28 protein-coding genes and 2 pseudogenes are annotated in these 26914 nt (G+C 28.5%); 22 read left to right on the top strand and 8 right to left on the bottom strand.

Features of this window, described 5'->3' with window-relative positions; all coding sequences use genetic code 11:
* Positions 1–38: 38 nt before the first annotated feature.
* From AANAER_RS08390 to AANAER_RS08355, 8 genes are all read left to right on the top strand, one after another.
* Positions 39–1334 carry an SMEK domain-containing protein gene (locus AANAER_RS08390; protein WP_129080856.1) on the top strand — a complete coding sequence of 432 codons (1296 nt, stop codon included), beginning with the start codon at positions 39–41 and terminating at the stop codon, positions 1332–1334.
* Between the two features lie 8 nt (positions 1335–1342).
* The gene (locus AANAER_RS08385) at positions 1343–1906 is read left to right on the top strand and encodes an ABC-three component system middle component 1 (protein WP_129080855.1); all 564 of its coding nucleotides are present in this window, start codon (positions 1343–1345) and stop codon (positions 1904–1906) included.
* Positions 1893–4376, top strand: coding sequence for an AAA family ATPase (locus AANAER_RS08380; protein WP_129080854.1), 2484 nt, complete (start codon positions 1893–1895; stop codon positions 4374–4376). The genes AANAER_RS08385 and AANAER_RS08380 overlap by 14 nt, the downstream gene beginning before the upstream one ends.
* Positions 4376–4570: a hypothetical protein gene (locus AANAER_RS08375; RefSeq protein ID WP_129080853.1), complete on the top strand. Its 195-nt coding sequence runs from the start codon at positions 4376–4378 to the stop codon at positions 4568–4570. The genes AANAER_RS08380 and AANAER_RS08375 overlap by 1 nt, the downstream gene beginning before the upstream one ends.
* A gap of 121 nt (positions 4571–4691) precedes the next feature.
* Complete coding sequence (gene dinD / locus AANAER_RS08370) at positions 4692–5558, top strand: DNA damage-inducible protein D (protein ID WP_129080852.1); 867 nt, start codon at positions 4692–4694, stop codon at positions 5556–5558.
* A 93-nt stretch (positions 5559–5651) separates the two neighbouring features.
* Positions 5652–6587: a zinc dependent phospholipase C family protein gene (locus tag AANAER_RS08365; RefSeq protein WP_129080851.1), complete on the top strand. Its 936-nt coding sequence runs from the start codon at positions 5652–5654 to the stop codon at positions 6585–6587.
* Between the two features lie 9 nt (positions 6588–6596).
* Positions 6597–6983: a hypothetical protein gene (locus AANAER_RS08360; RefSeq protein ID WP_129080850.1), complete on the top strand. Its 387-nt coding sequence runs from the start codon at positions 6597–6599 to the stop codon at positions 6981–6983.
* Positions 6984–7022: 39 nt separating this feature from the next.
* On the top strand, positions 7023–7553 hold the full coding sequence (locus tag AANAER_RS08355; RefSeq protein WP_129080849.1) for a 3'-5' exonuclease: 531 nt from the start codon (positions 7023–7025) through the stop codon (positions 7551–7553).
* A 3-nt stretch (positions 7554–7556) separates the two neighbouring features.
* Here the strand turns inward: AANAER_RS08355 and AANAER_RS08350 are convergent, their stop codons facing one another.
* The gene (locus AANAER_RS08350; RefSeq protein ID WP_129080848.1) at positions 7557–8360 is read right to left on the bottom strand and encodes a shikimate dehydrogenase; all 804 of its coding nucleotides are present in this window, start codon (positions 8358–8360) and stop codon (positions 7557–7559) included.
* Between the two features lie 97 nt (positions 8361–8457).
* Between AANAER_RS08350 and pgeF the strand changes: the two genes are divergently transcribed.
* The 4 genes from pgeF (at position 8458) to AANAER_RS08330 (ending at position 11901) form a co-directional block, all read left to right on the top strand.
* Positions 8458–9132: a peptidoglycan editing factor PgeF gene (pgeF, locus tag AANAER_RS08345; protein ID WP_129080847.1), complete on the top strand. Its 675-nt coding sequence runs from the start codon at positions 8458–8460 to the stop codon at positions 9130–9132.
* Between the two features lie 148 nt (positions 9133–9280).
* A complete protein-coding gene (locus AANAER_RS08340) occupies positions 9281–10540 on the top strand; it encodes a malic enzyme-like NAD(P)-binding protein (RefSeq protein ID WP_044418627.1) in 1260 nt (419 codons plus the stop codon).
* A gap of 61 nt (positions 10541–10601) precedes the next feature.
* A complete protein-coding gene (gene purU / locus AANAER_RS08335; RefSeq protein ID WP_129080846.1) occupies positions 10602–11435 on the top strand; it encodes a formyltetrahydrofolate deformylase in 834 nt (277 codons plus the stop codon).
* Position 11436: 1 nt separating this feature from the next.
* Complete coding sequence (locus AANAER_RS08330; RefSeq protein WP_044418630.1) at positions 11437–11901, top strand: tRNA (cytidine(34)-2'-O)-methyltransferase; 465 nt, start codon at positions 11437–11439, stop codon at positions 11899–11901.
* On the opposite strand, the gene AANAER_RS08325 is transcribed toward AANAER_RS08330, so the two are convergent.
* Both AANAER_RS08325 and AANAER_RS08320 read right to left on the bottom strand, forming a co-directional pair.
* On the bottom strand, positions 11894–12130 hold the full coding sequence (locus AANAER_RS08325; protein ID WP_129080845.1) for a hypothetical protein: 237 nt from the start codon (positions 12128–12130) through the stop codon (positions 11894–11896). The two genes, AANAER_RS08330 and AANAER_RS08325, sit on opposite strands and share 8 nt — an antisense overlap.
* Positions 12120–13886 (bottom strand): Na/Pi cotransporter family protein, encoded by a 1767-nt coding sequence (locus AANAER_RS08320; RefSeq protein ID WP_129080844.1) that lies wholly within the window; start codon positions 13884–13886, stop codon positions 12120–12122. Before AANAER_RS08320 ends, AANAER_RS08325 begins: the two co-directional genes overlap by 11 nt.
* A gap of 133 nt (positions 13887–14019) precedes the next feature.
* Here AANAER_RS08320 and AANAER_RS08315 point away from each other — a divergent pair, with 133 nt between their 5' ends.
* A complete protein-coding gene (locus AANAER_RS08315) occupies positions 14020–14679 on the top strand; it encodes a response regulator transcription factor (RefSeq protein ID WP_129080843.1) in 660 nt (219 codons plus the stop codon).
* A complete protein-coding gene (locus AANAER_RS08310) occupies positions 14669–15529 on the top strand; it encodes a sensor histidine kinase (RefSeq protein WP_228711104.1) in 861 nt (286 codons plus the stop codon). Before AANAER_RS08315 ends, AANAER_RS08310 begins: the two co-directional genes overlap by 11 nt.
* 3 nt (positions 15530–15532) lie before the next feature.
* On the opposite strand, the gene AANAER_RS15005 is transcribed toward AANAER_RS08310, so the two are convergent.
* Positions 15533–15703 carry a hypothetical protein gene (locus tag AANAER_RS15005; protein WP_164969304.1) on the bottom strand — a complete coding sequence of 57 codons (171 nt, stop codon included), beginning with the start codon at positions 15701–15703 and terminating at the stop codon, positions 15533–15535.
* A 74-nt stretch (positions 15704–15777) separates the two neighbouring features.
* Between AANAER_RS15005 and dgt the strand changes: the two genes are divergently transcribed.
* Positions 15778–17214, top strand: a complete 1437-nt coding sequence (dgt, locus tag AANAER_RS08305; RefSeq protein WP_129080842.1) for a dGTPase — start codon at positions 15778–15780, stop codon at positions 17212–17214.
* A gap of 4 nt (positions 17215–17218) precedes the next feature.
* Here dgt and AANAER_RS08300 read toward each other — a convergent pair whose 3' ends face one another.
* Positions 17219–17842: an HAD family hydrolase gene (locus AANAER_RS08300; RefSeq protein WP_129080841.1), complete on the bottom strand. Its 624-nt coding sequence runs from the start codon at positions 17840–17842 to the stop codon at positions 17219–17221.
* A gap of 276 nt (positions 17843–18118) precedes the next feature.
* Between AANAER_RS08300 and AANAER_RS08295 the strand changes: the two genes are divergently transcribed.
* Both AANAER_RS08295 and AANAER_RS08290 read left to right on the top strand, forming a co-directional pair.
* Complete coding sequence (locus AANAER_RS08295; RefSeq protein WP_129080840.1) at positions 18119–18622, top strand: hypothetical protein; 504 nt, start codon at positions 18119–18121, stop codon at positions 18620–18622.
* Positions 18623–19333, top strand: a complete 711-nt coding sequence (locus AANAER_RS08290) for a sulfite exporter TauE/SafE family protein (RefSeq protein ID WP_129080839.1) — start codon at positions 18623–18625, stop codon at positions 19331–19333.
* Between the two features lie 40 nt (positions 19334–19373).
* Here the strand turns inward: AANAER_RS08290 and AANAER_RS08285 are convergent.
* Both AANAER_RS08285 and AANAER_RS15230 read right to left on the bottom strand, forming a co-directional pair.
* Positions 19374–20663, bottom strand: a pseudogene (locus AANAER_RS08285) (methyl-accepting chemotaxis protein); the annotation flags it as partial.
* 129 nt (positions 20664–20792) lie between these two features.
* Positions 20793–21323, bottom strand: a pseudogene (locus AANAER_RS15230) (MCP four helix bundle domain-containing protein); the annotation flags it as partial.
* Positions 21324–21467: 144 nt separating this feature from the next.
* On the opposite strand from AANAER_RS15230, the gene AANAER_RS08280 reads away from it, so the two are divergent.
* From AANAER_RS08280 to AANAER_RS08260, 5 genes are read left to right on the top strand one after another with little or no spacing between them, the layout of a single operon-like run.
* Positions 21468–21656, top strand: coding sequence for a hypothetical protein (locus tag AANAER_RS08280; protein ID WP_044418645.1), 189 nt, complete (start codon positions 21468–21470; stop codon positions 21654–21656).
* Positions 21657–21677: 21 nt separating this feature from the next.
* Positions 21678–23588 carry a TonB-dependent receptor gene (locus AANAER_RS08275; RefSeq protein WP_129080837.1) on the top strand — a complete coding sequence of 637 codons (1911 nt, stop codon included), beginning with the start codon at positions 21678–21680 and terminating at the stop codon, positions 23586–23588.
* Positions 23588–24412, top strand: coding sequence for an ABC transporter substrate-binding protein (locus tag AANAER_RS08270; RefSeq protein ID WP_044418649.1), 825 nt, complete (start codon positions 23588–23590; stop codon positions 24410–24412). Before AANAER_RS08275 ends, AANAER_RS08270 begins: the two co-directional genes overlap by 1 nt.
* A complete protein-coding gene (locus AANAER_RS08265) occupies positions 24396–25094 on the top strand; it encodes an ATP-binding cassette domain-containing protein (RefSeq protein WP_044418651.1) in 699 nt (232 codons plus the stop codon). Before AANAER_RS08270 ends, AANAER_RS08265 begins: the two co-directional genes overlap by 17 nt.
* Complete coding sequence (locus AANAER_RS08260) at positions 25094–26062, top strand: FecCD family ABC transporter permease (protein WP_129080836.1); 969 nt, start codon at positions 25094–25096, stop codon at positions 26060–26062. Before AANAER_RS08265 ends, AANAER_RS08260 begins: the two co-directional genes overlap by 1 nt.
* On the opposite strand, the gene cbiB is transcribed toward AANAER_RS08260, so the two are convergent.
* Positions 26027–26914: an adenosylcobinamide-phosphate synthase CbiB gene (gene cbiB, locus AANAER_RS08255; protein WP_129080835.1), complete on the bottom strand. Its 888-nt coding sequence runs from the start codon at positions 26912–26914 to the stop codon at positions 26027–26029. The genes AANAER_RS08260 and cbiB overlap by 36 nt on opposite strands.

The raw sequence follows: 26914 nt of genomic DNA, 5'->3' as shown, positions 1-26914 counted from the left end.
ATATAATATTAGATAATAAATAAGGGGAAGAAATCATTGTGTTATCAAGAGAAGACTATATTGAACAAATAAAAGAAAAAATAGCAATTTTTCAAGCTAAAATTAAATTGGAAACATCTCTTAATCATCATAATTTAAAGTTATATGGTGAAAATTTTTTTAGAGATATATTAAATATCCTATACAAAGATTCACATTTTGAAAATACGAACTTTTCAGAGGAAAAAAATTTTGTTGCAATAGATTTAGTTTCTTTAAATAAAAATAAATGTATTCAAATCACAAGCAACAGAACTAAAGAGAAATTTGTTGATACGATAAAAAAATTTAAAAAGCTTCCATACCGAAAATTTTTTAAAACAATTAGTCATTTTTATGAAGAAAAAGGTACAGATAATAAATTTCTTTTAGATAAATATCAAACTTCATTTAAATATCTATTTCAAAAATCAGATTTTTATAAGTATACAACCTTTGATATAGAGATTTATTATTTATTAGATAAATATAAACCAAGTAAAATTGATGAATTAGAAAAAGAACTTGGAGTAAAAAATATACCTTCTAAACTCAAAGATTTTAGTGATTTGTTAGTTAATATAGAAAATTTACAAAGTAATGAGGATCTAGAATCAATTTTTAAACTTTTTAAAGTCGAAGAATCATTGATAAATAGTTTTGAAGATGCAATTACTTCTATTGAATTTGAGATAAAAGAGATTTCTAATGTTTCAATAAAAACAAAGCTTAATAAAAGTCTAGTTGTAACTAAAGAATATTTCATGTGTAATTTAGATTTATTACTTGATATTCTAAAACAAATTGATTGTGAAACAGCGACACACGTAAAAAACATACACGATAAGAACCAATCTTTAGTAAAGTTTATATCTTTTAATATACTTTCAAAATATTATAGTTCAGAATCGTTCGCTTTTCCAACAAATAAGAATATGGAACTTAGAATAAAGGATTATAAAGCATGGCTTTTTAATTCTCCAAGAGTGATAAAACCATTGGAATATCACATAGGCAAAATAGCAGAATATATCTCAATACAATCTAATTGTCAAATTGATAATGGGATTTGTTACCTTACCTCTTTAAAAAATAATGGAGGCATAAACTGTGATAAATGTATAGATGGACTATTAGGTAATGTAGTTCAACAAGTTGATCGAATTGTTACAGATTTTACAAATAGTGACTCTACTAACACACTACGACACCATTTTGATTTTATGGAGCTGAAAAGTGAACAAAAAATTGAATTTAAATGTGGTGAATGTATATCAAATATCTCAGAATATGAAAATGCAAAAAAAATTATATAGGAAGCAATATGTTGAATAATGATACTTTAATAAATATTGATGATAATTATGAAGAATTAAAAATATTTAATGAAAATAAAAATTTAATTATCATAAAAAAATTTGAGAATATTGATAATCTCAAAAAACAGTGGCAGGATGTTCAAGATTTTGTTGCAGGTAAAATTCAAGCTAATTTATCAGCATATAATTTAGAACAAAATCTTATGTGGAATATGTATATAATATTTTTAGTAAATAAAAAAGTTGATAAAAAATTGATTAATGATATTGAGTCAAATAAGTTTTGTTGTAAAAAATATATTGTCTATACTAAAGATTTAGAAAATAACGATGGTATAAAAAAAGACTTAGAGAAACAAGTACCATTATTCTCTAAATTTGATTTTAGTGGTGATATCCTTGCTATTTCAAATGATCAATCAGTCAAGCAAAAGATATTTAAATATAGTGAAAAATCTAAAGTACTTGAATCTTTTACCCTAACTGAAAATATACAAAACATAATAGAATCAGAGAAAATAAAGAATCACATTGATAAGCTTCTTGAGGAGTATAATGATGAAAATTAAAGAAATACAATTTGCTAATTTTAGGGCATACCAAAATGAAACTTTTAAAATTGATACCAATAAAAAAATTGTATTACTTTATGCACGAAATGGTTTTGGTAAGACATCTTTTTTTGATGGTATTGAATGGGGATTAACAGGTAAGATTGAGCGTTACGAAAAAACAGAAGGAAGAGAAAGAAAAGAGTATTCAGTCTTAAGAAATACTTTTGCATCTAGTAATATTAATGATGGTATAAAAATAGTTTTTGATGACGGTTCTAAGATAAAAAGATTTATTAAAGATCATGATAGTAATGATTATGATGAAGGTATCTTAAATATTAATGGACAAGTTGAAAACAAGATTGATTCTATATTAGTTAAGAACAAGTTTAAAAAAGATATACAATTTGATAAAAGTTTTAACTATTCAATTTTATTGTCTCAGGAACTAATTAGTGATTTTATTAGACATACAAAAGATGGAGATAGATATAGAACGATTGTTGATTTATTTGGATTATCCTCTTTTAAAGAATATGATGAACATATTAAATCTTCACAACAATATTTAAAAGATGAATTAAAGGATATTCAAGAAAACATTACAGTCATTGATAATGATATAAAAGTTAAAAGTGCAAAATTAGTATCTTCAGATATAGATTTTAATCAATCACTTTTAGAACTAAAGAATTTTGATAAAACAGTTAAAATTAATAATTTATCAGAAGTAAAAAGTAGTTTTTTAGAACTGTATAAAAATAAAAATCAAAAGAAACTTTTTTTAGAAAAAACGCTTAATGATTTAGAAAAATTAAAACAAAACTTTACAATAAAAGAACCTATGCTACAAAAGAAAGATTTAGTTGAAAAACAATATCGTGAATATAAAGAGTTCATATATAAATTTGACAAAAAAGTGTATGTTGATAATATAGAAAATAATATTAAGAATTTTGATATTTTTATAACCAAGCAAGAAGATATAAAGAAGGTAAATTTAGAATTAGAAAAACTTGATTCCATGGCTAAATCTCATTCTTTTTTTAATAAATTTGAAAAATCAGAAGATCAAATAAGAACGCTGGCTGATTATGGAAATCAATATTTAGAAAGAGTAAATCAATATTTTAACTCATTAAAAATTCAAAGGGAACAAAAAAATACTTTAAACAGGTTAGAAGAGGATTTACAACGAATTTCATCTATAAAAAAAGAATTATATTATATGGCTAAGAAGTTCTTAGAAGATAAAGAGAATAAAGAATTAAAAAATTGCCCTGTATGTGAAAATGAGTTTGACATAAATAATACAATAGATAAATTAACTTTTAAACTTGAAAAAAATCAAAGTGAAGAATTTAATGAAATCAATAAATCAATAAAAACAACAAAGAACTTGATTGAAACAAACTCTGTATGGCTAAATGATGAAGAAAAAACTTTATTAGAAATATGTGAAAATATTAAAAATAAATATCGAGAACAATATAAAACTCTTTTATTTCAAAGCAAAGAATATGATAAATTAATAGAATCTAATAAAATTGTTAATGAAAATTTACAATTATTGAATATCAAGATTCAAGAGTATCAAAACTTTAAAGTAAACTATTTACAAGATATAACTTCTTCAAAGTTTTTTAACGAGGGTATGAGTATAGATTATTATAAAAATAATATTAAAAGTATTTATGATGATTTTTCAACTCTAAAGAGAGACACAGAAGACTATAATACGTTAAAAGAAAAGTATAAAGTGATATCTCTTGAGGACATAAATATTTTTTATAGAGATACAAAAGATGAGTATAAAAAAGTAATTTTGAAATTAGATGAATTTGAAAAAGTCAAAGAATTGATTGATAAACTTATACTTGAAATAGACAATAATGAGCAAAAAAAACAAATAGATAAATTAATATTACAACTAGAACTTTTAAATACTAAAAAAAGAAAATTATTACAAATAGATAATGATTATTCAAATTTGAAAGATTCTATTAAACTAGCTATAGATAATGAAACACAAATCCTATTAGCAAACTATAAAGATACTATTAGTAAATTTTACCATTATCTTAATCCAAATATTTATATGAATGATTTAACTATAAAAGAGACAAAGGACGGTGTCAATAGGCTTGTGTTTGAAGTTCAAGGAGAAAGTGGTAAAAAACATAGTCCATCTTATATTTTTAGTTCAGCTCAAAATAATGTATTAGCATTAAGTATATTTTTAACTTTTGCAATAAAACAACAATGGAGTAATTTAGATTCAATTTTTCTTGATGATCCTATTCAAAATATGGATGATATTAATATTCACTCTTTAGTGGATATTATTCGTTCTATTCAAAATCAAACAAATAAACAGTTTTTTATATCAACACATGATGAAAGAATCTATAAATTTATGTTGAATAAATTTGGTGAAGAGAATGTACAATCTTTTAAGTTTTCAGATTATGGAACACTTGAATAATGAACCTATCTAAATCCCTCTACACAAAAGGTATCCAATGTCCCAAAGCACTTTGGCTTAAAAAATACAAGCCAAGTGTATTAACACCACCAGATGAGCAAGTCCAAGCTATATTTGAAACTGGAAATATAGTAGGGGATTTAGCTTGCAAACTTTTCCCTGATGGGAAAGAAGTACCATACTCTGCAAATTAGGGGCAGGAGATAATGATAACGCTATTTTTTAAATATATAAAATTTGATATTGCAAAGTGTAATACTTTTAAATAAAAATATTTTTTAATGTTATCATTCAAAAAATAAATTGGAGCACTTTATGGAAACAGAGCTTATAAATTCACTTACAAATAACTTTGAATCATTTGCAAATAAAACTGAAGATGATGTCTCTTTTTGGTTTGCAAGAGATTTACAACAACTTCTAGGTTATACCAAATGGGATAATTTTAAAAATGTTATTTTCAAAGCAAAAACTGCTTGTGAAGTATCTAATCAAGAGGTTTCAGACCATTTTGCCGACGTCGGGAAAATGGTTCAAATTGGTTCTAGTGCGACAAAAGAAATAGATGATATTATGCTTACTAGATATGCTTGTTATCTTATTGCCCAAAATGGGGATAGTAAAAAAGAGCAAATAGCTTTTGCACAAACATATTTTGCTGTTCAAACTAGAAAAGCAGAGTTAATAGAACAGAGAATTTTAGAGCAAGAAAGAGTTCAAGCTAGACAAAAGTTATCGCAAACAGAAAAAGAGCTTTCACAAGTGATATATGAACAAACTGGCAAAAATGAAAACTTTGCATTTATTAGAAGTAAAGGAGATAAAGCACTTTTTAATCATACAACACAAGAGATGAAAGATAAATGGAATATTGAAAAGTCTAAACCTTTAGCAGATTTTATGCCTACAATACTTTTAAAAGCAAAAGACTTTGCTACAGAGATTACAATATATAATGCAAAAGATAAAATTATGAATACAGAAAATGAAATTTCAAATGAACATATTACTAATAATAAAGCTGTAAGAAATACTTTACTTTCAAGAGGGATAGTTCCGGAAAATATTACTTCTCAAGAAGATATAAAAAAAGTGGAGAGAAAGCTAAATAGTGAAACAAAAAAGACTTTAAACAGTAAAGATAAATTTGTAACCCCAAATGATGAAGAAAAAGAACAGTAATAAATTATTAAAAAAACAAACTTCTAAATTAATAATATCTAAATATATAAATTATATAATATAAAATTCTAATTATCAAAAAAGGGTTTTATTATGGCTGGGGCTTATGCACATATTACTATCGTAGATAGGGCGACTACGGAGAGTGAACTTGAGAAGTTAAAGTTTAGCAATGATGCTATTTTAGCACTTGAAGATTGGCTGACTTTTACCGAGCTTGGTTCTGTTAGTCCCGATTATCCTTATCTGGCATTAACTAACAAGCATAAAAAATGGGCAGATTTAATGCACTTAGCTATGAAAACAAAAAGTTTTATTTTAAAAGGTATTCAAGAGGTAAAGGCTGTTGAAGATATTGAAGAGAGAAGAAAAGCTTTTGCTTGGCTTTGCGGTATTAGTGCCCATATTGTAACTGATGTGGTTATTCATCCTGTTGTGGAACTAAAAGTCGGACCATACGAAGGAAATGAGACGGCACACCGAAATTGTGAGATGCATCAAGATGTTTATATCTACTACAAAGAGACGGGTTACGGAGAGATATCTGAAACAGAGCATTTAGAATCTTTTGCAAAAGAGTGCAGTGATGAGGGAGATACCAGTAGATTAAATAAAACAGTATCATCAATATGGCAGAAGATGTTAGAAGAGCTGGATAATCAGGAATTTGAGTCAAATTTTCCGGAATTGGACACTTGGCATAGCAGATTTCACACTTTGGTTTCTGCAATAGAAGAGACTCAAAACTTACCCTCTTTGTCAAGACATATAATAGGATTGGATAACGGAGCGATTTATCCAAAGTTTGAAGAGGTAAATAAAAAAGAGTTTATAGAAAACCTACAAGTTCCCGAAGGTAAAACTATGCATTATGATGATATTTTTCATAAAGCCGTCAAACAGGTGCAAGCTACTTGGAAAGTGTTAGATGAAGCAGTATTTAACGATAATGAGGATTTGGAATATTTTGCAAATTGGAATTTGGATACGGGGAGAGATGAAAACGACAAATTAGAGTATTGGGCATAAGGATTTAAAATGAGAAAAATAGTATATTCAACTTTGTTTTTAGTATTTATTATCGGCAGTTTTACAGGATGTTCTTTAAGAAGCGAAGAGTTAGTTGAGTTAAAACCTGACCTTAAAAACTTAACAAAAAGAGCAAACAGTGCAATAGAAAGAAGAGGAATACCTCAAGCTGAAGTAAAGGTCTTTTTAAATAAAAACTATCCAATCTTAATGGAAAATTTTAAAGACTATGATATTCAAATAAAATATGAAAACAGTGTAACTGTTGTCCTTGTCTGCCAAGAAAACAGGGCTTTGTTTGAGGATTTATCTTGTGATATAAGAATTGATTACGACTACACAAATGAAAATTTGCAATGTGCTTTTTATGTAAAAAATCCAAGTTGCGAAGAGTAGGTTATAAAGAGTTAACGCTATTATTGATATAATCCCGCTATGATTATTATAGATTTTGAAACAAATACGATGAATCCACAAGATGTGATAGAAGCTGCGGCTGTTAAATTGGAGTTTGTGGACGGTGATTATAAAGTAATAGACAAATTTCATAGATACTATCTCTCACGTTATCCTGTAAATCCTTTCTCTTTTGAAGTTCATAGATTGACTCCTGAAAAGATTATAGCTCATAGAAACGGGGCAACTTACAGCTCATACTTTAATGAAGATGAAGAGTTTATTGAGTTTTGCAAAGGAGCAAAAACTTTGATTGCCCATAATATAAACTTTGAGTTAAGACATTTGGAAAAGCTTGTAAAATTTGAAAATCACTTTTGTACTATGAAAGAGAACAAACAAATAGTAAAAGCTCTAAATAAAAACGGCAATATCAAAAATCCAAAACTGGATGAGACTTGCCTTTTTTACGGAATTGATTTTGATCCACTCTCATACCATAGTGCCACTTATGACGTAAGTAAAACCTATGAGATATTAAAGTGTATGAAAAAGAGAGTAAAAGAGTAAGATTTACTTTTCTTTTAAACCTTTTCTCATAGCTTCAACCAAACTTTCATCGGCTTTTGTATTTGTAAAGTATTCAAATGCTAAAACACCTTGGAATAAAAGCATATCTTCCCCATCTTTTATCTCTAAGGCATTCTCTTTTGCTAGGGCTAAAAACGGCGTAACTTTCCCGTAAACACAATCAAAAGCGTATTTTGCTGTTTTAAACAGATTTTCTAAAAGATTTTTATCGCAAGGTAAATACTCATCTTTTAATCCTGCACTTGTTGAGTTTACGATTAGGTCATACTCTTTTGGATTAAAAGTCTCCCAAGAGTAGCACTCTATATTATGCTCTTTAAAAAAGTCAAGTTTTCCTTCGCTTCTATTTAAAACGGTTACTTTTATACCTTTTTCTTGTAAAGCCAGACTAATAGCTTTTGCCGTTCCTCCTGCACCTAAAAGAAGTACGGATTTTATACTGCCGAAGCTCTCTATCGCTTTTAAAAATCCGGGAGCATCGGTATTGTATGCTATTACTTTTCCATTTTCATTTATATATGTATTTACGGCTTTGATTTTTTGAGCCAAGCCTCTTACTTCATCGGCATTTTTATAAGCAAACTCTTTATGCGGTACCGTGATATTTGCACCCTTGTAAGCGTTGTCTAAAAATATATTTTTAATCTCGTTTCCGTTTTCTACTAAGTGTTTTATATATTCACCGTTATAGTTTATATGTTTAAATCCTGCGTTTTGCATTTGCGGTGATTTTGAGTGTTCTACGGGGTTTCCGAAGATTGTGAAAAGTTCTTTATTATCTGACATATTTTTCCTTTAAGAGAGAAGATTTTATCCAATTATCAATAAGAGAAAATTAAATATTAAATTGTAAAATAAACAATACTCATATGAAGGATTGGTTATGTATGATATTTTTTACACCTTTACAAACAAAGAGGAGGGAAATCTTGCTTATCATGTGCCCGATAAAAAAGAGAATGTAGATAAAAACAGATTTGATCTATCACAAAAATACAAATTTGATATAAATAAACTAATCTCTATGAATCAAGTTCATGGGAATAGAGTGGTAAGCGTAGATGAAAACTCTCCAAATATAATAGATAATTGCGATGGAATTATTACAAACAAAAAAGGTTTAACTCTTATGGTTATGGTTGCCGATTGTATACCGATTATATTTTTTGATAAATTCAAAGGTGTAATTGCGGCAGTTCATGCGGGAAGAAACTCAACTTTTCAAAAGATTTCCGAAGTTACTGCTCTAAAGATGAGAGATGAATTTGCTTGCAAGGTTGAAAATATAGAGGTAATTATGGGACCTTCTATTCAAAAGTGCTGTTATGAGGTGGATGAAAAACTTTCAAATATCGTTAAAATCAACTTTGGAGTTGAGTTTGAAAAAGACAGATATATTGATCTGCAAGGAATAAATAAAAAGCTGTTAAATGATCTGGGTATTAGAAATATAACAATCACTAATATTTGTACCAAATGCTCAGGAACAGACTTTTTCTCATATAGGATTGAAAAAAATTGCGGAAGGTTTGCAGGAATAATTTCTATCTTAGGCTAATTATGTAGGAATTATGTAGATCTGATGTAGAAAAAATGTAATTCACTTTTAATTAATATATTTATAAGTTTATATTATTATTTTAGACTTTTTTGTAAGTTTTTCTAGGTTACAATTTGGTTGCAATTTAAATTAGAGGAAGAGTGAAATGAGTAAACCAGTAACTAAAGAAGAAGCTTTAGAATATCATGAATTGCCAAGTCCAGGGAAACTTGCAATTGAAACTACAACAAACTTGAAGACACAAAGAGATTTGTCTATGGCATATACTCCTGGTGTTGCATTCCCATGTTTGGAAATTGAAGAAAATCCGGAAGATGCTTATAAATATACTGCAAAAAGAAATCTTGTAGCAGTTATTTCAAATGGTACAGCTGTACTTGGTCTGGGAAATATTGGAGCCCTTGCTTCAAAGCCCGTTATGGAAGGTAAATCTGTATTATTTAAAAAGTTTTCTGCAATCGATTCTTTTGATATTGAAGTTGATGAGACAGATGTTGATAATTTTGTTAATGTATGTAAAGCGATTTCTCCTACATTTGGAGGTATTAATTTAGAAGATATCAAATCTCCTGAATGTTTTGAGATAGAAAGAAAACTTGTTGAGGAGTTAAATATCCCCGTAATGCACGATGATCAACACGGAACGGCTATTATTACCACAGCAGGGCTGATAAATGCTTGTGATATCATCAAAAAGAATTTAGAAGATCTAAAAGTAGTTGTCGTAGGTGCGGGAGCTGCTGCGATTTCTTGTTCAAGAATGTATAAAGCAGTAGGTGTTAAAAATATTATTATGTGTGACTCAAAAGGAGTTATTCATGAGGGAAGAGAAGATTTAAACAAATACAAAAAAGAGTTTGCTATTAGCGAGCCTTTAAGTAAAATTGATGCTTTTAGAGAAGCAGATGTTGTACTTGGACTTTCAAGACCGGGAACATTTACCCAAGAGCATATTTCTGTTATGGCAGATGAGCCTATTGTATTTTCTCTTGCAAATCCTACTCCTGAATTATTTCCTGAAGATATTTTAGCTATTAGAGATAAAGCTATTGTCGGGACAGGAAGAAGTGATTTTAACAACCAAGTAAATAACGTAATCGGATTTCCATTTATTTTTAGAGGGGCTCTTGACGTACAAGCTAAAAAAATAAATATGGCTATGAAAAAAGCGGCGGCACAAGCGATTGCAGATTTGGCTAAAAAACCTGTAACTGATGAGATTAAAGAGATCTTTGGAGATCATATTGTTTATTCAAAAGAGTATATCCTGCCAAAACCTTTTGATAAAAGATTGATTGTAGAAGTATCTTCGGCAGTTGCTAAAGCAGCTATTGATTCAGGTGTAGCTAGAGTTAAAGATTTAGATATTGAAGAGTATAAAAAACGATTATCTAAAATGATTTAAATCTTTTTTTTGGTATTATTCCACACTTAAAACTAAGTTATGGAATAATACTAGGAATACTATGAAAGAATATATACTTCTTATTGATACAATCGATGAAAAAGGGCTTGTATACAATGTATCGAAAATCCTTTTTGCAAATCATTTAAATATAGAACAAAATGCCGAATTTGTTGATAAAAATTCAAATAAATTTTTTATGAGGTCAATAATTTCAGGCGAACTAAATCCCGACATTCTTTTAAAAGAGTTAAAAGAGGTTCTTCCAAAAGAATCAACAATCAAAATAAATTTAAAATCAAAAAAAGATATAGTGATTTTAGCTACAAAAGAGTCTCATGTTTTAGGAGATTTACTTATTAGATACAACAGCGGTGAATTAGATGCAAATATCAAAGCCGTTATTGCAAATCACGATTATCTAAGAGATTTGGTAGAAAAGTTTGATATTCCTTTTCACTGTATCAGTGCAGATGATATGGAAAGAGAAGCCCATGAAGATTTAGTAATTGAAAAGATAAAAGAGTATTCTCCGGATATAATAGTTCTTGCAAAATATATGAGGATTTTAACTCCTAAATTTGTGGAAAATTTCCCCAAACAAGTCCTTAATATCCACCACTCGTTTTTACCTGCATTTATAGGAGCAAATCCATATAAACAAGCTCACCATAGAGGTGTAAAAATTATAGGTGCTACAGCTCACTATGTAACAGATGATTTGGATGAGGGACCGATTATTGCTCAAGATGTTTTAAGAGTCGATCATACTTATTCTTGGGAAGATATGAGAAGAGCAGGACGAAATGTTGAAAAAGTTGTTTTATCAAATGCTTTACAACTTCTGTTAGAAGACAAAGTTTTTGTTTTCGGTAATAAAACGGTGATTTTATAAAATGTTTAATATAGTATTATTGGAACCCAGAATTCCGGGTAACGTAGGGACAATAGGAAGATTGGCTTTTGCTATGAATTCTACTTTACATTTGATTAAACCTTACGGATTTAGAGATATTACCGAAAAAGAGGTAAGAAGAGCAGGTCTTGATTATTGGTTTGAGTTAGATGTAAGAGAGTATGAAAATATCGAAGATTTCTGGTCAAAAAATCCTTTAAGCAACAGACATTTTTTTGCTACGACTAAAACAAAACAGCTATATTTTGACGTAGAGTACAAAGCAGGGGATTATATATACTTTGGAAGAGAAGATGCAGGATTACCCGAAGAGTTATTGGCAAAAAACAAAGAAAACTGTATAACGATTCCTATGGCAAACGAAGCAAGAAGTCTAAACCTTGCAAACTCTGTTTCAATAGTGGCTTACGAAGCTTTAAGACAAAACTTCAAAGAGTTTAAATAGCTAAACTCTCTTTTGCCTTTTGTACCAGCTTTTTTATAGCTTTTAACTTTTTTTTAATAAGAGTTTTCTCTTCATCATCATCTTCTTTATTTAATTTTTTTTCTAAAGACTCTTTTTTTTCTAAAAGTTTTTCTATTAGTTCATCAATTTTTTCTTTATTATCTTTTATCTCTTTTTTATCATTTTTAAAAAAGTCTTCAAGATGTTCCCTTATTCTTTTAAGTTTCATCACTCTCTCCTAGTTTTCTAAGCTGCTCATCTCTAATAAACATAATATTTGCAATTCTTAATAAGTTTTTACATATATTAGATGTTGTAGTTGAATCGTTTATCAGAGATGTTGCCATTTTAGAAGTTATTTTTTCGGTTCTTATTAGATCATCAACTCTTTTACTGTTTTCTATATCAAGAGTAGTTCGTCTGTCTTTATTTGACTGAATGAGTGCAGAAGTTTCAACTTCATCCAACTCTTCATTGTTTAATTGATTTACTTCAAAGATAAAAGAGGCAAGTTCTTGTCTTATCTGAATATACTCTTGTTTGATATACTCGTTTCTGCTGTTTAGATAGAAGTTCATATTTTTTTGTATATCTCTTGTATCTTTTAAGATTTTAACAATTATATTTGATGCCAATTTGAGTTGAGTTACATACTCATTTTGCTCTTTATTCATATGTTGTTGGGAAACAAGCGAAAACTCTATTATCTCGCTATAAAGCAGTTTAAGATTATTTTGGTAAATATCATCTAAATTGGTATCGATTTTCGTACTTGTTTTATTTGGCAGTTTCTCTAAATCTTCTTTTGTTTTTAATTCACTCGTATGAATTGAAATTGCATGAAGAATAGCTTTTTGTGCATTTTCATATAGATTTATAACCTCTTTTCTAATAGAGACCATGGCATTATAAGGTATTTTGATATTCTCTTTTGAAAGATATTTAGGTTTAGAACTTTTTTTATACTTGTCATCATTTATAACATTTTTTGAGACTTTTACAATCAAAGGAATAAAAGGAAGAAGTAAAGATATTCCCAAAATATTAAATATGGTATGAAAAAGTGCAAGTTTCATAGAGTAACTGTTTTCACTTATCCCTAAATAAGGGGATAAAATATCCACTAAATCTTTTAAAGCATAAATAAAAATAAGTGCAATAAGTCCTGTAATCATATTAAATACAAAGTGTCCAAAAGCTAGACGTTTACCGTTTTGATTTGAACTTAAAGAGCCCAAAACGGCAGTTACCGTTGTACCTACATTTGCTCCTATTGCCAAAGCTAAGGCATCTATATATAAAATATTTCCTCCTGCTAATGCGGTAATTATTATAGCCATTGTTGCACCGCTTGATTGAATAATTACAGTTGCAATAGCTCCTATTACTACATAAATTGCTATTCCCAAAGCTCCTTGCATAGCATATTGAGATAAATCTATGGCATCTTTTAGAGTCTCAAATCCCTCTTTCATATAAGAGATTCCTAAAAATATAAAACCAAGTCCTAATAAAATATCTCCGAGTCCTACATATGTGCCGTTTTTTGAAAATCTGAAAATTACACCGAATATAATCATGGGCATTGCATATAATGATATTTTTATATTAAGACCTAAAGCCGAAACAATCCAAGCAGTTGTAGTGCTTCCTAGGTTTGCTCCGAAAATAATTGCAAGACCTTGGCTTAAAGAGATTATCTCAACGGATAAAAAAGATATTACGATTACCGAGATTAAAGATGAACTTTGTACGATAGAAGTTGAGATAAAACCTGTAAGAAGAGATCTATAATTGTTTTGGGTAAATTTTTCTAAAATTTTTTCTAAAGTTCCGCCTGAAAAGAGTTTAAACCCGTCTTCCATAAAATGCATTCCAATAAGAAATATTGCAATTCCGGCAAAAATAGTTTTTACATTCTCTTGGGAAACAACATAAAATCCAGTAATCAAAAGTAAGAAAATAATAAAAAGTTTCTTGAACATATATAGACCTATAAAATAAATTTTATACGATATATTAGCATATATTATTTATAATTTTATTTTTATCTGTGTTTAACATAAAATTAACCCAACTATCATATAATATTAGCAAATAATTATTTATGGAGTTTTTTTGTATAGAATATTAATTTTAGAGGATGATGAACTTTTTAAAGAGACTTTAGAGGACTTTTTGGAAGAAGAAGAGTTTGAAGTCGTAACTGCATCAAACGGTGAAGAGGTTCTTGAACTCTGCTATGAACAAAATTTTGATTTATATCTTTTTGATATAAATGTGCCTAAAATTAACGGAATAGAGACATTAAAAGAGCTTCGTAAAACTTCAGACGATACACCTACAATATATTTAACCTCATATAAAGATAAAGATAAACTAACCCAAGGATTTTTAAGCGGCTGCGATGATTATCTTAAAAAGCCTATTGATTTGGATGAACTTCTTCTAAGAATCTGGTCTTTGCTTAAAAGAAGCGGTAAGCCTCTGGAAATGATTTATTTAAACGATGAAATAAGTTTTGATCCTAAAAACAGGAGAGTTTTACAAAAGGGTGAAGATATTTTTATTGCAGGGAAAGTTATTGATTTATTGGAGCTGTTTTTAGAAAAAAAAGATGTGATTATTACAAAAGAGATGATTATAAACAAACTTTGGGGATTTGACCAAGAATATAGTGAGGGATCAATAAGAGTTTATATAAACAATCTAAAAAAACTTTTGGGAAAAGATAGAATCAAAAATATCAAAGGAATAGGGTATAAAATTGAGTTATAACAACAAAAGAAAAAACTTTATTATTACAAACTCTATTATAGTAGTTTTTGTACTTCTTTTATCTCTTTTTATAAATTTTTATCTAATGTCTTTATTGGGGTTTAATCAAGACACTTTTTTTGTAATAACTCTTAGTGTAATGATTTTCGGATTGGTTTTATATCTTTTTTTAAGCAGGTCAATTTTTGAGCCTCTTTTTAAAAGTGATGAGAATCTTCAAAAAACGGTAAAAGAGACTCTGCATGAGCTGAATATACCCATTTCTACTATAAAACTAAATACCCAAATGCTTGAAAAAAAGCTTACCGATGAAAAAGCCGTAAAAAGATTAAACCGTATAAAACTGGCTTCAAACGAGCTTTTAAAACTTTACGAAGATATGGAGTATCATATCAAAAAAGAGATAGACAGAGTCGATATTACAAACTTTTCTTTAGTTGAAGTTATAGAGCATAGCTTAGAGAAGTTTGAAGATTTGAAAAAAGATACAAAAATTGAAGTTTTTGTAGAAGACGTTACTCTTAACAGTGACCAAAACGGCTTTCAAAAAATGATAGATAATCTTATTTCAAATGCTTTAAAATATAACAATGAAAAAGATGGTTTGATAAAAATTGAGTATAAAAATAAAAATCTTACAATTTTTAATAAAGGAAAAGAGATAGATACAAAAAATCTTTTCGTTATTTTTGATAAGTTTTTTCAAGAAGATAATACAAAAGAGGGGTTTGGTTTAGGGCTTTATATGGTAAAAGAGTTTTGTGATAAAAATAAAATTGCTATTAAAATCGAACCTACAAAAGAGGGGAACAGATTTATTCTAAATTTTAAAAATATCATAAAAGAGTAGTCTTTAGCTCTCTTCTCTTTGTAAAGTTACACTCCAGTTTTTGTATTTTGGATTATTATTTATATCATCAATCTCTTCTTGGGTTAAATTAGGATAACTCATTGTTTTCCCGTTCCAGACAATACAGGCAAAAGTTTTCTCTTTTTTAAAAATTGCTTTTATTTTTTCGAACATTTTTCCCCTTTGATTTTGTATTTTACTATATTTTTAATACAATAACAAAAATATTTTTTATAAAAAGACTTTAGATGATAGATTATAACAGAAAACTAACTCTTCACAGAGAACTTTATCCTTTTGATGATATAAATATTTCAATAGAAAGCGACAGAGGAAGGATCCTTTCGGCTCCTGCTTTAAGAAGACTTCAAAAAAAGACCCAAGTTTTTCCTTTGGAACTAAATGCAGCCGTTAGAAGCAGGCTTACTCACTCTTTAGAAGTTTCTCAAACGGCAAGATTTATTGCAAAAACAATTTTAAAAAAATCTAAGGGTAAATACGGTTTGGATAAATTGGAAAATGCTTTTATTTCAACTGCTGAAATGACAAGTCTTTTACACGATATAGGAAATCCTCCTTTTGGGCACTTTGCGGAAGTTGCAATAAACAGCTGGATGAGTACAAAAGGCGTTGAACTTTTTAACAGCGTTGTAAAGGTATCTGAAAATAACGAAGAATTTAAACAGATGCTTTTAAAAGATCTTTGTAATTTTGACGGTAATGCGCAAGCAATAAGAGTCGTAACAAAACTTCAAAGATTAAATCTTGCATATTCCCAAATAGCTGCAATTTTAAAATATACAAGAGGAGCTTATGAAGATAAAGCAGGTAAAAACGACAAGCTTTTTTATCTAAAGAAAAAGCCCGGATTTTATTATTCGGAGAAAAGTATTGTTGAGAAAATAAAAAAAGAGATAAATCTAGAAGATGGATGTAGATTCCCTATTACTTATATAATGGAAGCTGCCGATGATATAAGTTATTTAAATGCGGATATGGAAGATGCGGTTGATAAAAGAATATTAAAATTTGATGATATTTACAGACTTATTAAAGAAGAGTGTGAACAGATGAATGAAACGTATCTTCTTGATTTGGTAAAGAAATTTTATACTAAAGCCAAAGAAAAAGAGTCTGAACCTTATCAGTTTAATCTGTTTTTAACTCTTACAAGAGCCAAATTAACCCATGCTTTGGTTGAACATGTATCAAATATATATTTAGAAAATCATGAAGATATTTTTAACGGTAAGTTTAATTATGCTCTTTTGGAGTTTGACAAAGAATCAAAATATACAAAAGCCGTAGAAGTTTTGCAGAATATTTCGATTAAATATATCTATAATCATAAAGATATCCAAACTTTGGAGTTAAAAGGTCAGAAAATATTAACTTCTTTATTTGAAAACTATACTCCTCTTTTAAAATTATCTTCAGATGAGTTTGAAAAACTTGTAAAACAAGAAAGAATTTCATGTTTTCTGTCTCAAAGACTTATTAGAAGACTCTCTTCTAAACATATTGTTGCATATAAAGATGCCGTTAAAAATTTAGATAAAGAAGACAAAGAAAAATTTGAGATACAAGAGTGGTATTACAGAGCAAGACTTTTAGTTGATTATATTTCAGGTATGACCGATGATTTTGCCTTAAATGAGTATAAAACCTTAGAAGCTTTGATTTAAGAATCTATTTAAATTTATTATAGATTCTTTCTTCAAGTTCTTTGATATTTTGTATTGCATCTTTTTTGTAATTTGAAAATCCCCAATTAACTAAAACCCAATCAACTCCTGCATTTTTTGCCGCAATAATATCTTTATGGGAATCACCTACTAGCTGGGCATTCTCTTTTTCTATATTGTGTTTATCTAAAATTTTATTTATCATCTCCGGGTTTGGTTTGGGTTTTTTTACGCTGTCGTATCCTACAATTGTTTTAAAATATTTTTCTATTTCCAAATGTGAGAGCATTTTTTTAGCAAAGTTTGAATTTGCATTTGTTGCAACGGTAAGAACAAACTCTGAACTTAAATCATCAATTAATTCAAAAACCCCTTCATAAAGTTCCAAATCTTCTAAACAAGTCTCTTTATAGTGATTTTCAAAAAGCTCTTTTTGTTGTTGTGTAATAGATTCTGTCCCGTAAAAAAATTTTGCCGTATTTATAGTCGGGTCATTTACTTTTTCCAAGATGTAATTTTTTTCCATTTTCTCAAAACCTAAGTTTTCTCTTACATAATTCACCGTATTTGTTATAGAAGTTCCACTGTTTACTAATGTCCCATCCATATCAAATATAATTGTACGCATATAAATCCTTATATAAAAAATAGGAATCTATTATATATTCTTATGGGAAAATTATCTATTAAATTTTGTATATAAATTTGAAAATAAGCAATTAACAGATACTTAACGTTATGGTTGTAAAATTTCAGGGTGTAAGAAAATTAAATTTCCTCCTACTACGTCATATTTTAATTTTCTAGTTGATTTCATAAAGCTTCACCTTTAGTGAGGCTTTTTTATCAGTTTATTAAGAATAGTTAATATATGATTACATATTTTTTTTAGGAATTACACTTTATGAAGAAACTTTTACCCGTACTAACCGTATTTATTTTAATTATAATCATTGTCTCAATTTTTCTTTCAATGTCAAGTCAAAAGAAGATGGTAACAATACAAGAAGGAAATCATGAACATAAACCTTTGGATATTACTTTAAACCACTATCAGGATACCCAATGCGGAATGACTATTGAGACTTTAGTTCATTCTGTTCAAGCTGTTGCTCCTGACGGAAAAACTTGGTTTTTTGATGATGTCGGATGTTTTGCCCTTTGGTATAAAAATATTAAGTTTCAAAAAGAGGCTACAATCTGGGTTTATACAAATGATACAAACAGATATATTAACGGACGTAAGGCTTGGTATAATAAAATTGATAAAACACCTATGGGATACGGTTTCGGAGCATATGAAAAAGAGGGTATAAATATGATACCTTTTGATGAAATGCTTTTAAAAATGTACAGGGGAGAGAATCTTACTAACCCTTTAATTAGAAAAAAACTTTTGAGTGAGTAAATGGAAAGTATAAGTATATTAACAATTATTTCAATTGCCTTTTTAGGCTCTTTTGGACACTGTATCGGTATGTGTGGAGGAATAGTAGTAGCCTATTCCAGTACGAAAATTGATAATGGCTGGTCAAAAACAAGACAAGCTATTTCTCATATTCTTTATTCTTTGGGAAGAATTACTACTTATGTTATTTTAGGTTTTATTTTCGGTTTTGTAGGCGGAGTCGTAACTTTTGATAATACTACAAGCGGAATTTTACTTCTTACAACGGGAGTTTTAATGATTTTAGTAGGTTTATCACTAAGCGGAAAATTAAAATTTTTAACCTCTTTGGAATACTCTGTTTCAAAATCAAAACTTTATCAACAAACTTTTAGAACACTAATAGGTTCGGATTCTCTTACGAGTTTTTATCTTCTTGGAATGTTAAACGGGCTTCTTCCTTGTGGTTTTGTATATGTTTTTGCAATAACTGCCGCTAGTACGGGAAATCCTTTTTGGGGAGCTTTTGTGATGCTTATTTTTGGATTAAGTACGCTTCCTGCAATGTTCTCTTTAGGTTTTTTTGTGGGAATATTTAAACAAGTAGCACTTAGAAACTTGTTTGTTACAATAGCTTCTATTTTAGTTATACTTTTTGGAATTTATATAATGCATAGCGGGTATGAATATTTAACAGATCCAAATAAATCTATTTTGAGTTGTCATATATAAAAGCTAAGATTTAAGGATGAAATTATCCTTAAATCTTTTGTTAAAAACTTTCCCAGGTATCCTCTTTTTTATCTTTTTTCTTTGTCTCTTTTTTTGTTTCGGTTTTCGTTCTTTCTATTTTCTCAGCTTGAACTTTATCTTTACCGCTAAACTCTTTTTCATCGGCTTTTTTAACTATTAATTTCGCTATATCATCCGTAACTAGAGCAACATCATGTGTTTCTGATGCAACCATTGCATTTTTTTGTGTTTGCTGGTCAAGTTGATTAACCGCATCGTTTATTTGTTCAATTCCAAGTAATTGCTCTTTTGAAGCATTTTCAATATCCGAAATTAGATTTGTAGTATGGGAAATATTCTCATTTAAAAGTTTATAACCGTTTATCATACTGCTTGCAATCTCTTTTCCGCTATTTGCTTTTGTTGTTGCAGTTTCTACTAATTCTTTTATCTCTTTTGCTGCTTCTGCGCTTCTTGCAGCTAGGTTTCTTACTTCTTGGGCTACTACTGCAAAACCTTTCCCTGCTTCTCCTGCCGTTGCCGCTTCTACTGCCGCATTTAGTGAAAGTATATTTGTTTGGAAGGCTATTTGATCTATTACTGTTATTGCTTCATTTATAGAGTTTACTTGTTCATTTATCTCATCCATAGCACTTGTTGTTTCATTTGCAAGGTTTTCTCCTTTTGTAGCAGATTTGGTAACTTCATCGGAGAATTCCGACATTTTTGCTATGTTTTCCGTATTGTTTCTTATATTGCTGGTTATCTCTTCCAAAGCTGCTGCCGTCTCTTCAAGTGATGATGCCGCTGCATTTGAACTATCGTTTAATTTATCGACATTTTCTAATAAAATATCTGAACTTTTATCCAGCGTTAATCCGTTTGTTTTATTTTCAATCAACATACTTGTAATTGAATCACCCAATTCATTTACACCGTTAGCTAAATTTAAAAGATGTTTTTTTAGTTGATTTACAGGTATTTTATTTAAATAGTTATAACTGCTGTATTCATTTAATATATTTAAAATATTGTCGATATTTGTTTCTAAGATATCTGCCATTTGGTTTAAAACATTTTTTAATTCTGCTAGTGCTGGATTATCTACATTAATTTTTAATCTTTGAGATAGATCTCCTTGTTCAAACTCACCTAATACATTTATAGCTTCATTTATAAGCTCTTTATCTTCTTCTATCCCTTTTTTTGTTCTTTCGATATTTTCATTTACGACTTTAGACATTTGTCCAAATTCATCTTTACTATCTATTTTTATATTTTCAACATTATCTTTTTCTCTGTTTAGATATGCAAAAAATGAGATTAGTCCTTCTTTAAATAGAGTTAATTTTTTTGTTATATCTGTAATAATTAAAAATGCCAGAAAAATAATTAAAAGCAGAGTAACCACGATTGTCGATACAGTAATAATTTTACTTATATTATAGACTTCAATCGCTTTGTTTGTCTCTTTTTTAGCTTCTTCTAGTTGAAGTTTTATAAGTTGGGCTATTTTCTCACCTATTGGATCAATTTTCGGATACAAATCCTCAATTGTTATTCTTGTTATTAAATCAGAATTCCCTTGTTTACAAGCATTTTTTATTTTGCTTGCAACTTCACTTCCTTTTTGCATCAACTTTTCTGTCTCATGTGCCAGCTTTTGCTCTTTTTTTGTTAGTTTTGTAGAGATATAAGCATTCCATTGTTTTTTGATTTTTTCTTCTGCACTACTGATATTTTCGATACATTTTTCAAAAGTAATGTTCCCATTTCTTGTTTGATGTGTAGTATCTACAATATTTACTGCATACTCATCTGCAATTATTTTAAGTTGTTCAAGAGGTATTACCCTGTCATTGTAGACAGTATCTAATCCATTATTAACTTTTTTTAATTGAAAAATTGACATTACACCCAAAATTAAAAGCGTAACTAATGTCACCAGTACTAAAATTGATAATTTAACCTTTGTTGATAGGTTGTTCATCCCTCACGTCCTTTGTTCTACTAAATTTATAACGACGAATTATACTCAAAAAAAATAACAAAAAAATTTCATAGAAGCAAGGAATGTATAAAATTTATAACTTTTTTAATATAATATCAAAAAATTTTAAAGAAGGGAGTTGTAATGCATAAACATAATAGTAAAAATTACTTTTCATTTTTTGGTATTTTAATTGCTACGGTAAGCATAAAAATAGAATCATATTCTAGCAAAATTGCTTCACTGATAAAAATAAATTTGCCGAAAATAATGAAGCTTTTATTATCAAAACAGTTAAAGCCTGCAAAAGAGTATTTAACAAATAATTTATAAACACATAGGAAAAACAAACACATGAAAAACAAAAAACTTTCGACAAGCGCAGTTGCAGCGCTATTACTGGCAACAAATCTTTTTTCACAAGAGACTTCACTCGCACCAATTATAATTACTTCGTCAGATATAAAAGTAGATGAAAAAACAGCTACTTTTGCCACAGAAATTTATACAAAAGAGGATATTGAAAAATCAAAATCAAAAAGTGTATATGATTTTTTATCATCCCAAACTTCTGTTAATGTAAGTCCAAGTTACGGGAATACTTTTTCTCAAAAAATAGATTTGAGAGGTTATGGAATAGGTGATGGATATCAAAATATCGTAGTTTTGGTAAATGGCAGAAGATTAAATAATATTGATATGGTTCCTCAACTTCTAAGTTCAATCCCTTTGGAAAATATTCAAAAAATTGAGATATTAAAAGGAACAGGTTCTGTTTCTTACGGAGATGGAGCAAATGCAGGAGTTATTAATATTATTACTAGTAGTAAAAATGATAATTATCTAAAAGCATATGTAGGAAATAATGGAACTAAAAATGGAACATTAAGTTTAGGATATGGTACAGAAAAATTTATTGTAAATGCTTTTATAGATTATACTTCAACAGATGGTTCAATAGAAGATTTAAATGGAGATGAAGATGAAAGTTACAATAAAAACAAAAGCTTTAATATCATCTATTTCCCAACAGATAGTTTAGAGTTAAATTTAACCAGAAGTTACTCAAATATGAACATCAATTATGGTAGTTCTCTAACTTTTGATGAATACAAAAAAGACCCAAACAAAACAAGTTCTTTTACAGAACAATATTTTAGTTCTTATGTAACAACAGCAGGGTTAAAATATGATATAAATTCAAAATTGTCATTTGATGCAACTTACAGCGATGAAGACAAAACAAGTGAGTATATAACTTATTCTTCATTATATGATTATGATTATAAATCTTTTGCTTCAAAATTAAATTATCAAGATGAAGCTTTACAACTTGCAATTGGTGTTGATGGTTTTGACGGAGATAGAACAGGTTCTTCTGATACAACAAACAAAACAAATAAAGCAGTTTTTATTTCTGGTGAATACAAATTAACTAAGAATCTAAACATATCTGCTGGATTTAGAAGAGAAAAGATTAAATACACTTATAATCCAGACAGTGGAAGCGATTTGGAAAGTGAAGATTACTTAAATGCTTATGATATAGGAATAAGCTATGTCTTAGATGAGAACTCTTCACTTTTTGCAAACTATAACAGAAGTTTTCAAATGCCTGATATTGATAGATTTTTCACTTATGGAAGTTTTAACGGTTTTATAGAACCTGCAAAAGTACATAATTATACAATTGGATATAATAATATTCAAAAAAATAATAAATTTAAATTGGCAATTTTCAGAGCTGATTTAAGAAATGAGATTTATTACTATGATACCGGTAGTTGGTTATCATCTTTTAATACTAATATTGATAAATCACATAAATATGGTATAGAAGTTTATGATAAATATTTAATCAACAAAAATTTGTATACTTCAGTAAATTATTCTTATATTGTTGCAAAAATAGATAATGAAGACGAAGGAAATGGAGCTTATGATGGTAAAGATTTACCTGGAGTTTCAAGACATAATTTAACTGTGAACTTAGGATATGATATAAATAACATAAGTACAATGTTGTCTCATACATATAGAAGCAGTACTTATGCAGCAAATGATTTTGAAAATAATTTCAATCAAAAACAAGAAGCTTATAATTCAACAGATTTTGCAATCTCTTATACTTACCAAAATCTTGAACTTTTTGCTAAAATTCAAAATCTATTTGACAGAGAAAATGGTTTGTGGATTGAAGATGATTCTATATATCCAGTTAATTTTGAAAGAACATATTATGCAGGGTTGAAAGTTAGATTTTAATGAAAAAAATTGTTTGGATACTAATTTTTTATATTAATCTTTTTGCAGGAGAGAGGATAGTAACCCTCTCTCCTTCTTTAAATGAGATAGTCTTTGCTTTGGGAAGCGGAAAAGATATTGTTGCAAATACTTTGCATAGTGATTATCCAAAAGAGTCTGAAAGTATTCCTAAAGTAGGGGGATATGCTTCTATCTCTTTGGAAAAGATTTTACTTTCAAAACCTACGCTTGTTTTTGCTCAAAACTATGATGAAGAGCTTTTATTAAATCTAAAGAAGTTAAGTTTAAATTATTACAGTTTTAAAACCAATAATTTAGATTCAATAAAAACTACAATTAAAAAAATCGCTAAAATATTGCATAAAGAAAATAAAGCTTCTAAAATAATTAAAGAGATCGATTCTTCTTTAGAAGCTTTAAAAAATATTGTAAAAGATAAAACTTTTATGATAGTTATAAGCCCAAAACTTGATCTGGACAGAACTATCTATATCTCAGGAAATAATCTTTATTTTAATGATATTATAAAATATTCGGGAAACAGCAACGCTTATAAATCAAAAAGCGATGCTCAGCCTGTTGTTAATATGGAGAAAATTATAAATATGAATCCTGATGTTGTAGTTCTTTTAGCTCCTTTTATGCATAAGCAAAAGCTTACAAAAGAGCAGTTAAAAGCAAATTGGTACAAACTTCCCATAACTGCTAGTAAAAACAAAGATATTTATGTAATAGACAAAGATTATGCAGGAATTCCAAGTAACAGGGTGGTAAATTTTATAAATGATTTTAAAAAGATATTAGAAGATGTTAAAAATAAGTAATTATTCAAATTTGATTTTAAAAGATATAAGCTTTATTTTGAAAGAGAATGAAAACCTTATAATCTTAGGTTCAAACGGAGCAGGAAAATCAACTTTGGCAAAAGTGTTATCAAATCTTATAGAAAACCAAAGTGTAGAACTTTTTGATAAAAATATCTCAACTTTAGAAGATAAAAAAAGAGTTGAACTAATAAATTATGTTCCCCCTAGATTTGAGATTTTTGATGAATATATTACGGTTTACGAATTTTTGGAACTTTCTTTTATAAAAAGTATTAAAAAAGAGAAAATAAACGAAGTTTTAAAGCTTCTTGGAATAGAAAGTATTAAAAACAGAGTCTGCGTTGATTTAAGCAGCGGAGAAAAGCAACTTCTACTTTTGGCTTCAAGTTTGATTCATAATGCAAAAATCACGATTTTTGATGAATTAACGGCTAATATGGATATCTCAAGAGTAAAAGAGGTTTATACTCTTTTTAAAATGGATTATTTAAAACAGAAGATTATTATAACTCATAATTTGGATTTGGCTTTTCATCTAAAATATAAAGTTTTATATTTGCAAAATGGAGTTATTAAGTTTTTTGGCGGGTGCGAAGAGTTCTTTTTAGAAGAGAATCTAAGTAGATTTTATAAAAACTCTTTAAAAGTCGTAGATAATCATTTGGTGGTAAATCTATAATGAAGTTTTTTTTCTATTTTTTAGCTTTGCTTTTGGTTTTTATTTCCCCTTTTATAGGTGAAAGTAGTATTGATATCTCCAAACTCTTTGACTCTTCAAGTACGGTTAATATGATATTTTGGCAACTTAGAGTTCCAAGGATTGTTTTAGCATTTTTTGTAGGCGGGATTTTAAGTCTTAGCGGGCTTGTTTTTCAAACTGTGTTTAAAAATATACTAATCACTCCTTATACTTTGGGAATAGCAAGCGGAACTACGCTTTTTACAGCTGTTTCAATAGTGTTTTTGCCTTCACTTGCTTTGTATATTTCAGGGATTGCAGGTTCGTTTGTTACTATTATGATTTTATATCTAATCTCAAAAGTCATAAATAAAAACTTAATGCTGGCTTCTACAAATTCAATTTTACTTGTAGGGATTGCTTTATCGTTTTTTTACTCTTCTGCTTTGATGCTGATTTTTTATCTTAGCTCTTTACAGGAAAACTATACAATAGTAAGATTTACCCTTGGAAGTTTGGATATTGTGGGTTTTAATACTCCTTTAGTAGTTTTAGGTGTGGCAATAGTTTTTTTACTAGCAATTTTAAACTATAAAAAAGAGTTAAAACTTCTGCTTGTATCAAATGATATGGCATTTTTAAAAGGTCTAAATGTAAACAAAGTTAATCTTACTTTGCTTATTTTGGTCTCTATTGCCGTTGGAGTTAGTATTAGTTTTGTAGGTCCTATTGGTTTTATAGGACTTGTTATTCCCCATACCATAAGACTTATATATAAAAAAAGTGCCGATAATCTGATTTTCCCCGTATTTTTTTACGGAGGAGTGTTTTTGGTTTTTTCCGATTTAATTGCAAGAAATCTAAATACAGCTTCAAGTTTGCCTATAGGGGTTGTAACTTCATTTATCGGAGCGCCGTTTTTTGTTTATTTGTTAATAAGAAGAAATAATAAAAAAAAACAGGATTAGGATAATAAAAATATCAAGTCTAATTTTTAGGCTTAAAGCTTTTGTTACATCCTCTTTTATTATCTCTTCTTTCCCTTCTCCAAAGTAGGGTTTGTTTTTTATTTTTCCAAAGTATGAAGTTGGACCTCCAAGTTTTATATTTAAAACAAGTGCCATTGAAGAAATTGGAAAACCTGCATTTAAACTTTCATGTTTTTTCCCATATTTATAAAAGTTTAAAAAAGCTTTTTTTGATAAAAAAAGTAGGGCAATAATTAGTGCCGTAAGACGAGATGGAATATAGTTTGCTATATCATCTAATCTAGCAGAAAATTTACCGAATTTTTCATATCTTTTATTTTTATATCCTACCATAGAATCAAGAGTGTTTACAGCTTTATAAATATAAGCTCCAGTTATACCAAAAAGAGTTAAATAAAACAAAGGAGCAATAACACCGTCACTTAGATTTTCAGCATAAGTTTCTATACAGGCTTTGTTGATTTCACTTTCATTCATCTCCTTTGTATCTCTACTTACAAGCATAGAGATTTCATATTTTGGATTTTTGGAAGTCAAGATATTTTTTACACTTTCAAAAAGCATTTTTGATGAAATTGCAAAAGAGCAGAAAAAACCTTGAATAAAAATATTATCAATAAAAGTTAAAGCATAAGTTATAGTAAACACTATACAAAGAAGAGTAAGTGTAAGTAAAAAACCTCTAAAAATATTATCCAAATAAAATTTGCTTTCAAACCATTTTATATAATCTCCCATAAAAATTATTGGATGTTTAAAGTTTTTAAACTTTTCAAATTCTCCGAAGATTAAGTCGATTGTATAAGCAATTAAGGCTGTAAAAAAGTACAA

It is taken from the genome of Halarcobacter anaerophilus (assembly GCF_006459125.1).
GTDB lineage: Bacteria > Campylobacterota > Campylobacteria > Campylobacterales > Arcobacteraceae > Halarcobacter > Halarcobacter anaerophilus.
Note: the sequence above shows the minus strand (reverse complement) of the source record. Positions and strands in the feature narration are given on the sequence as shown.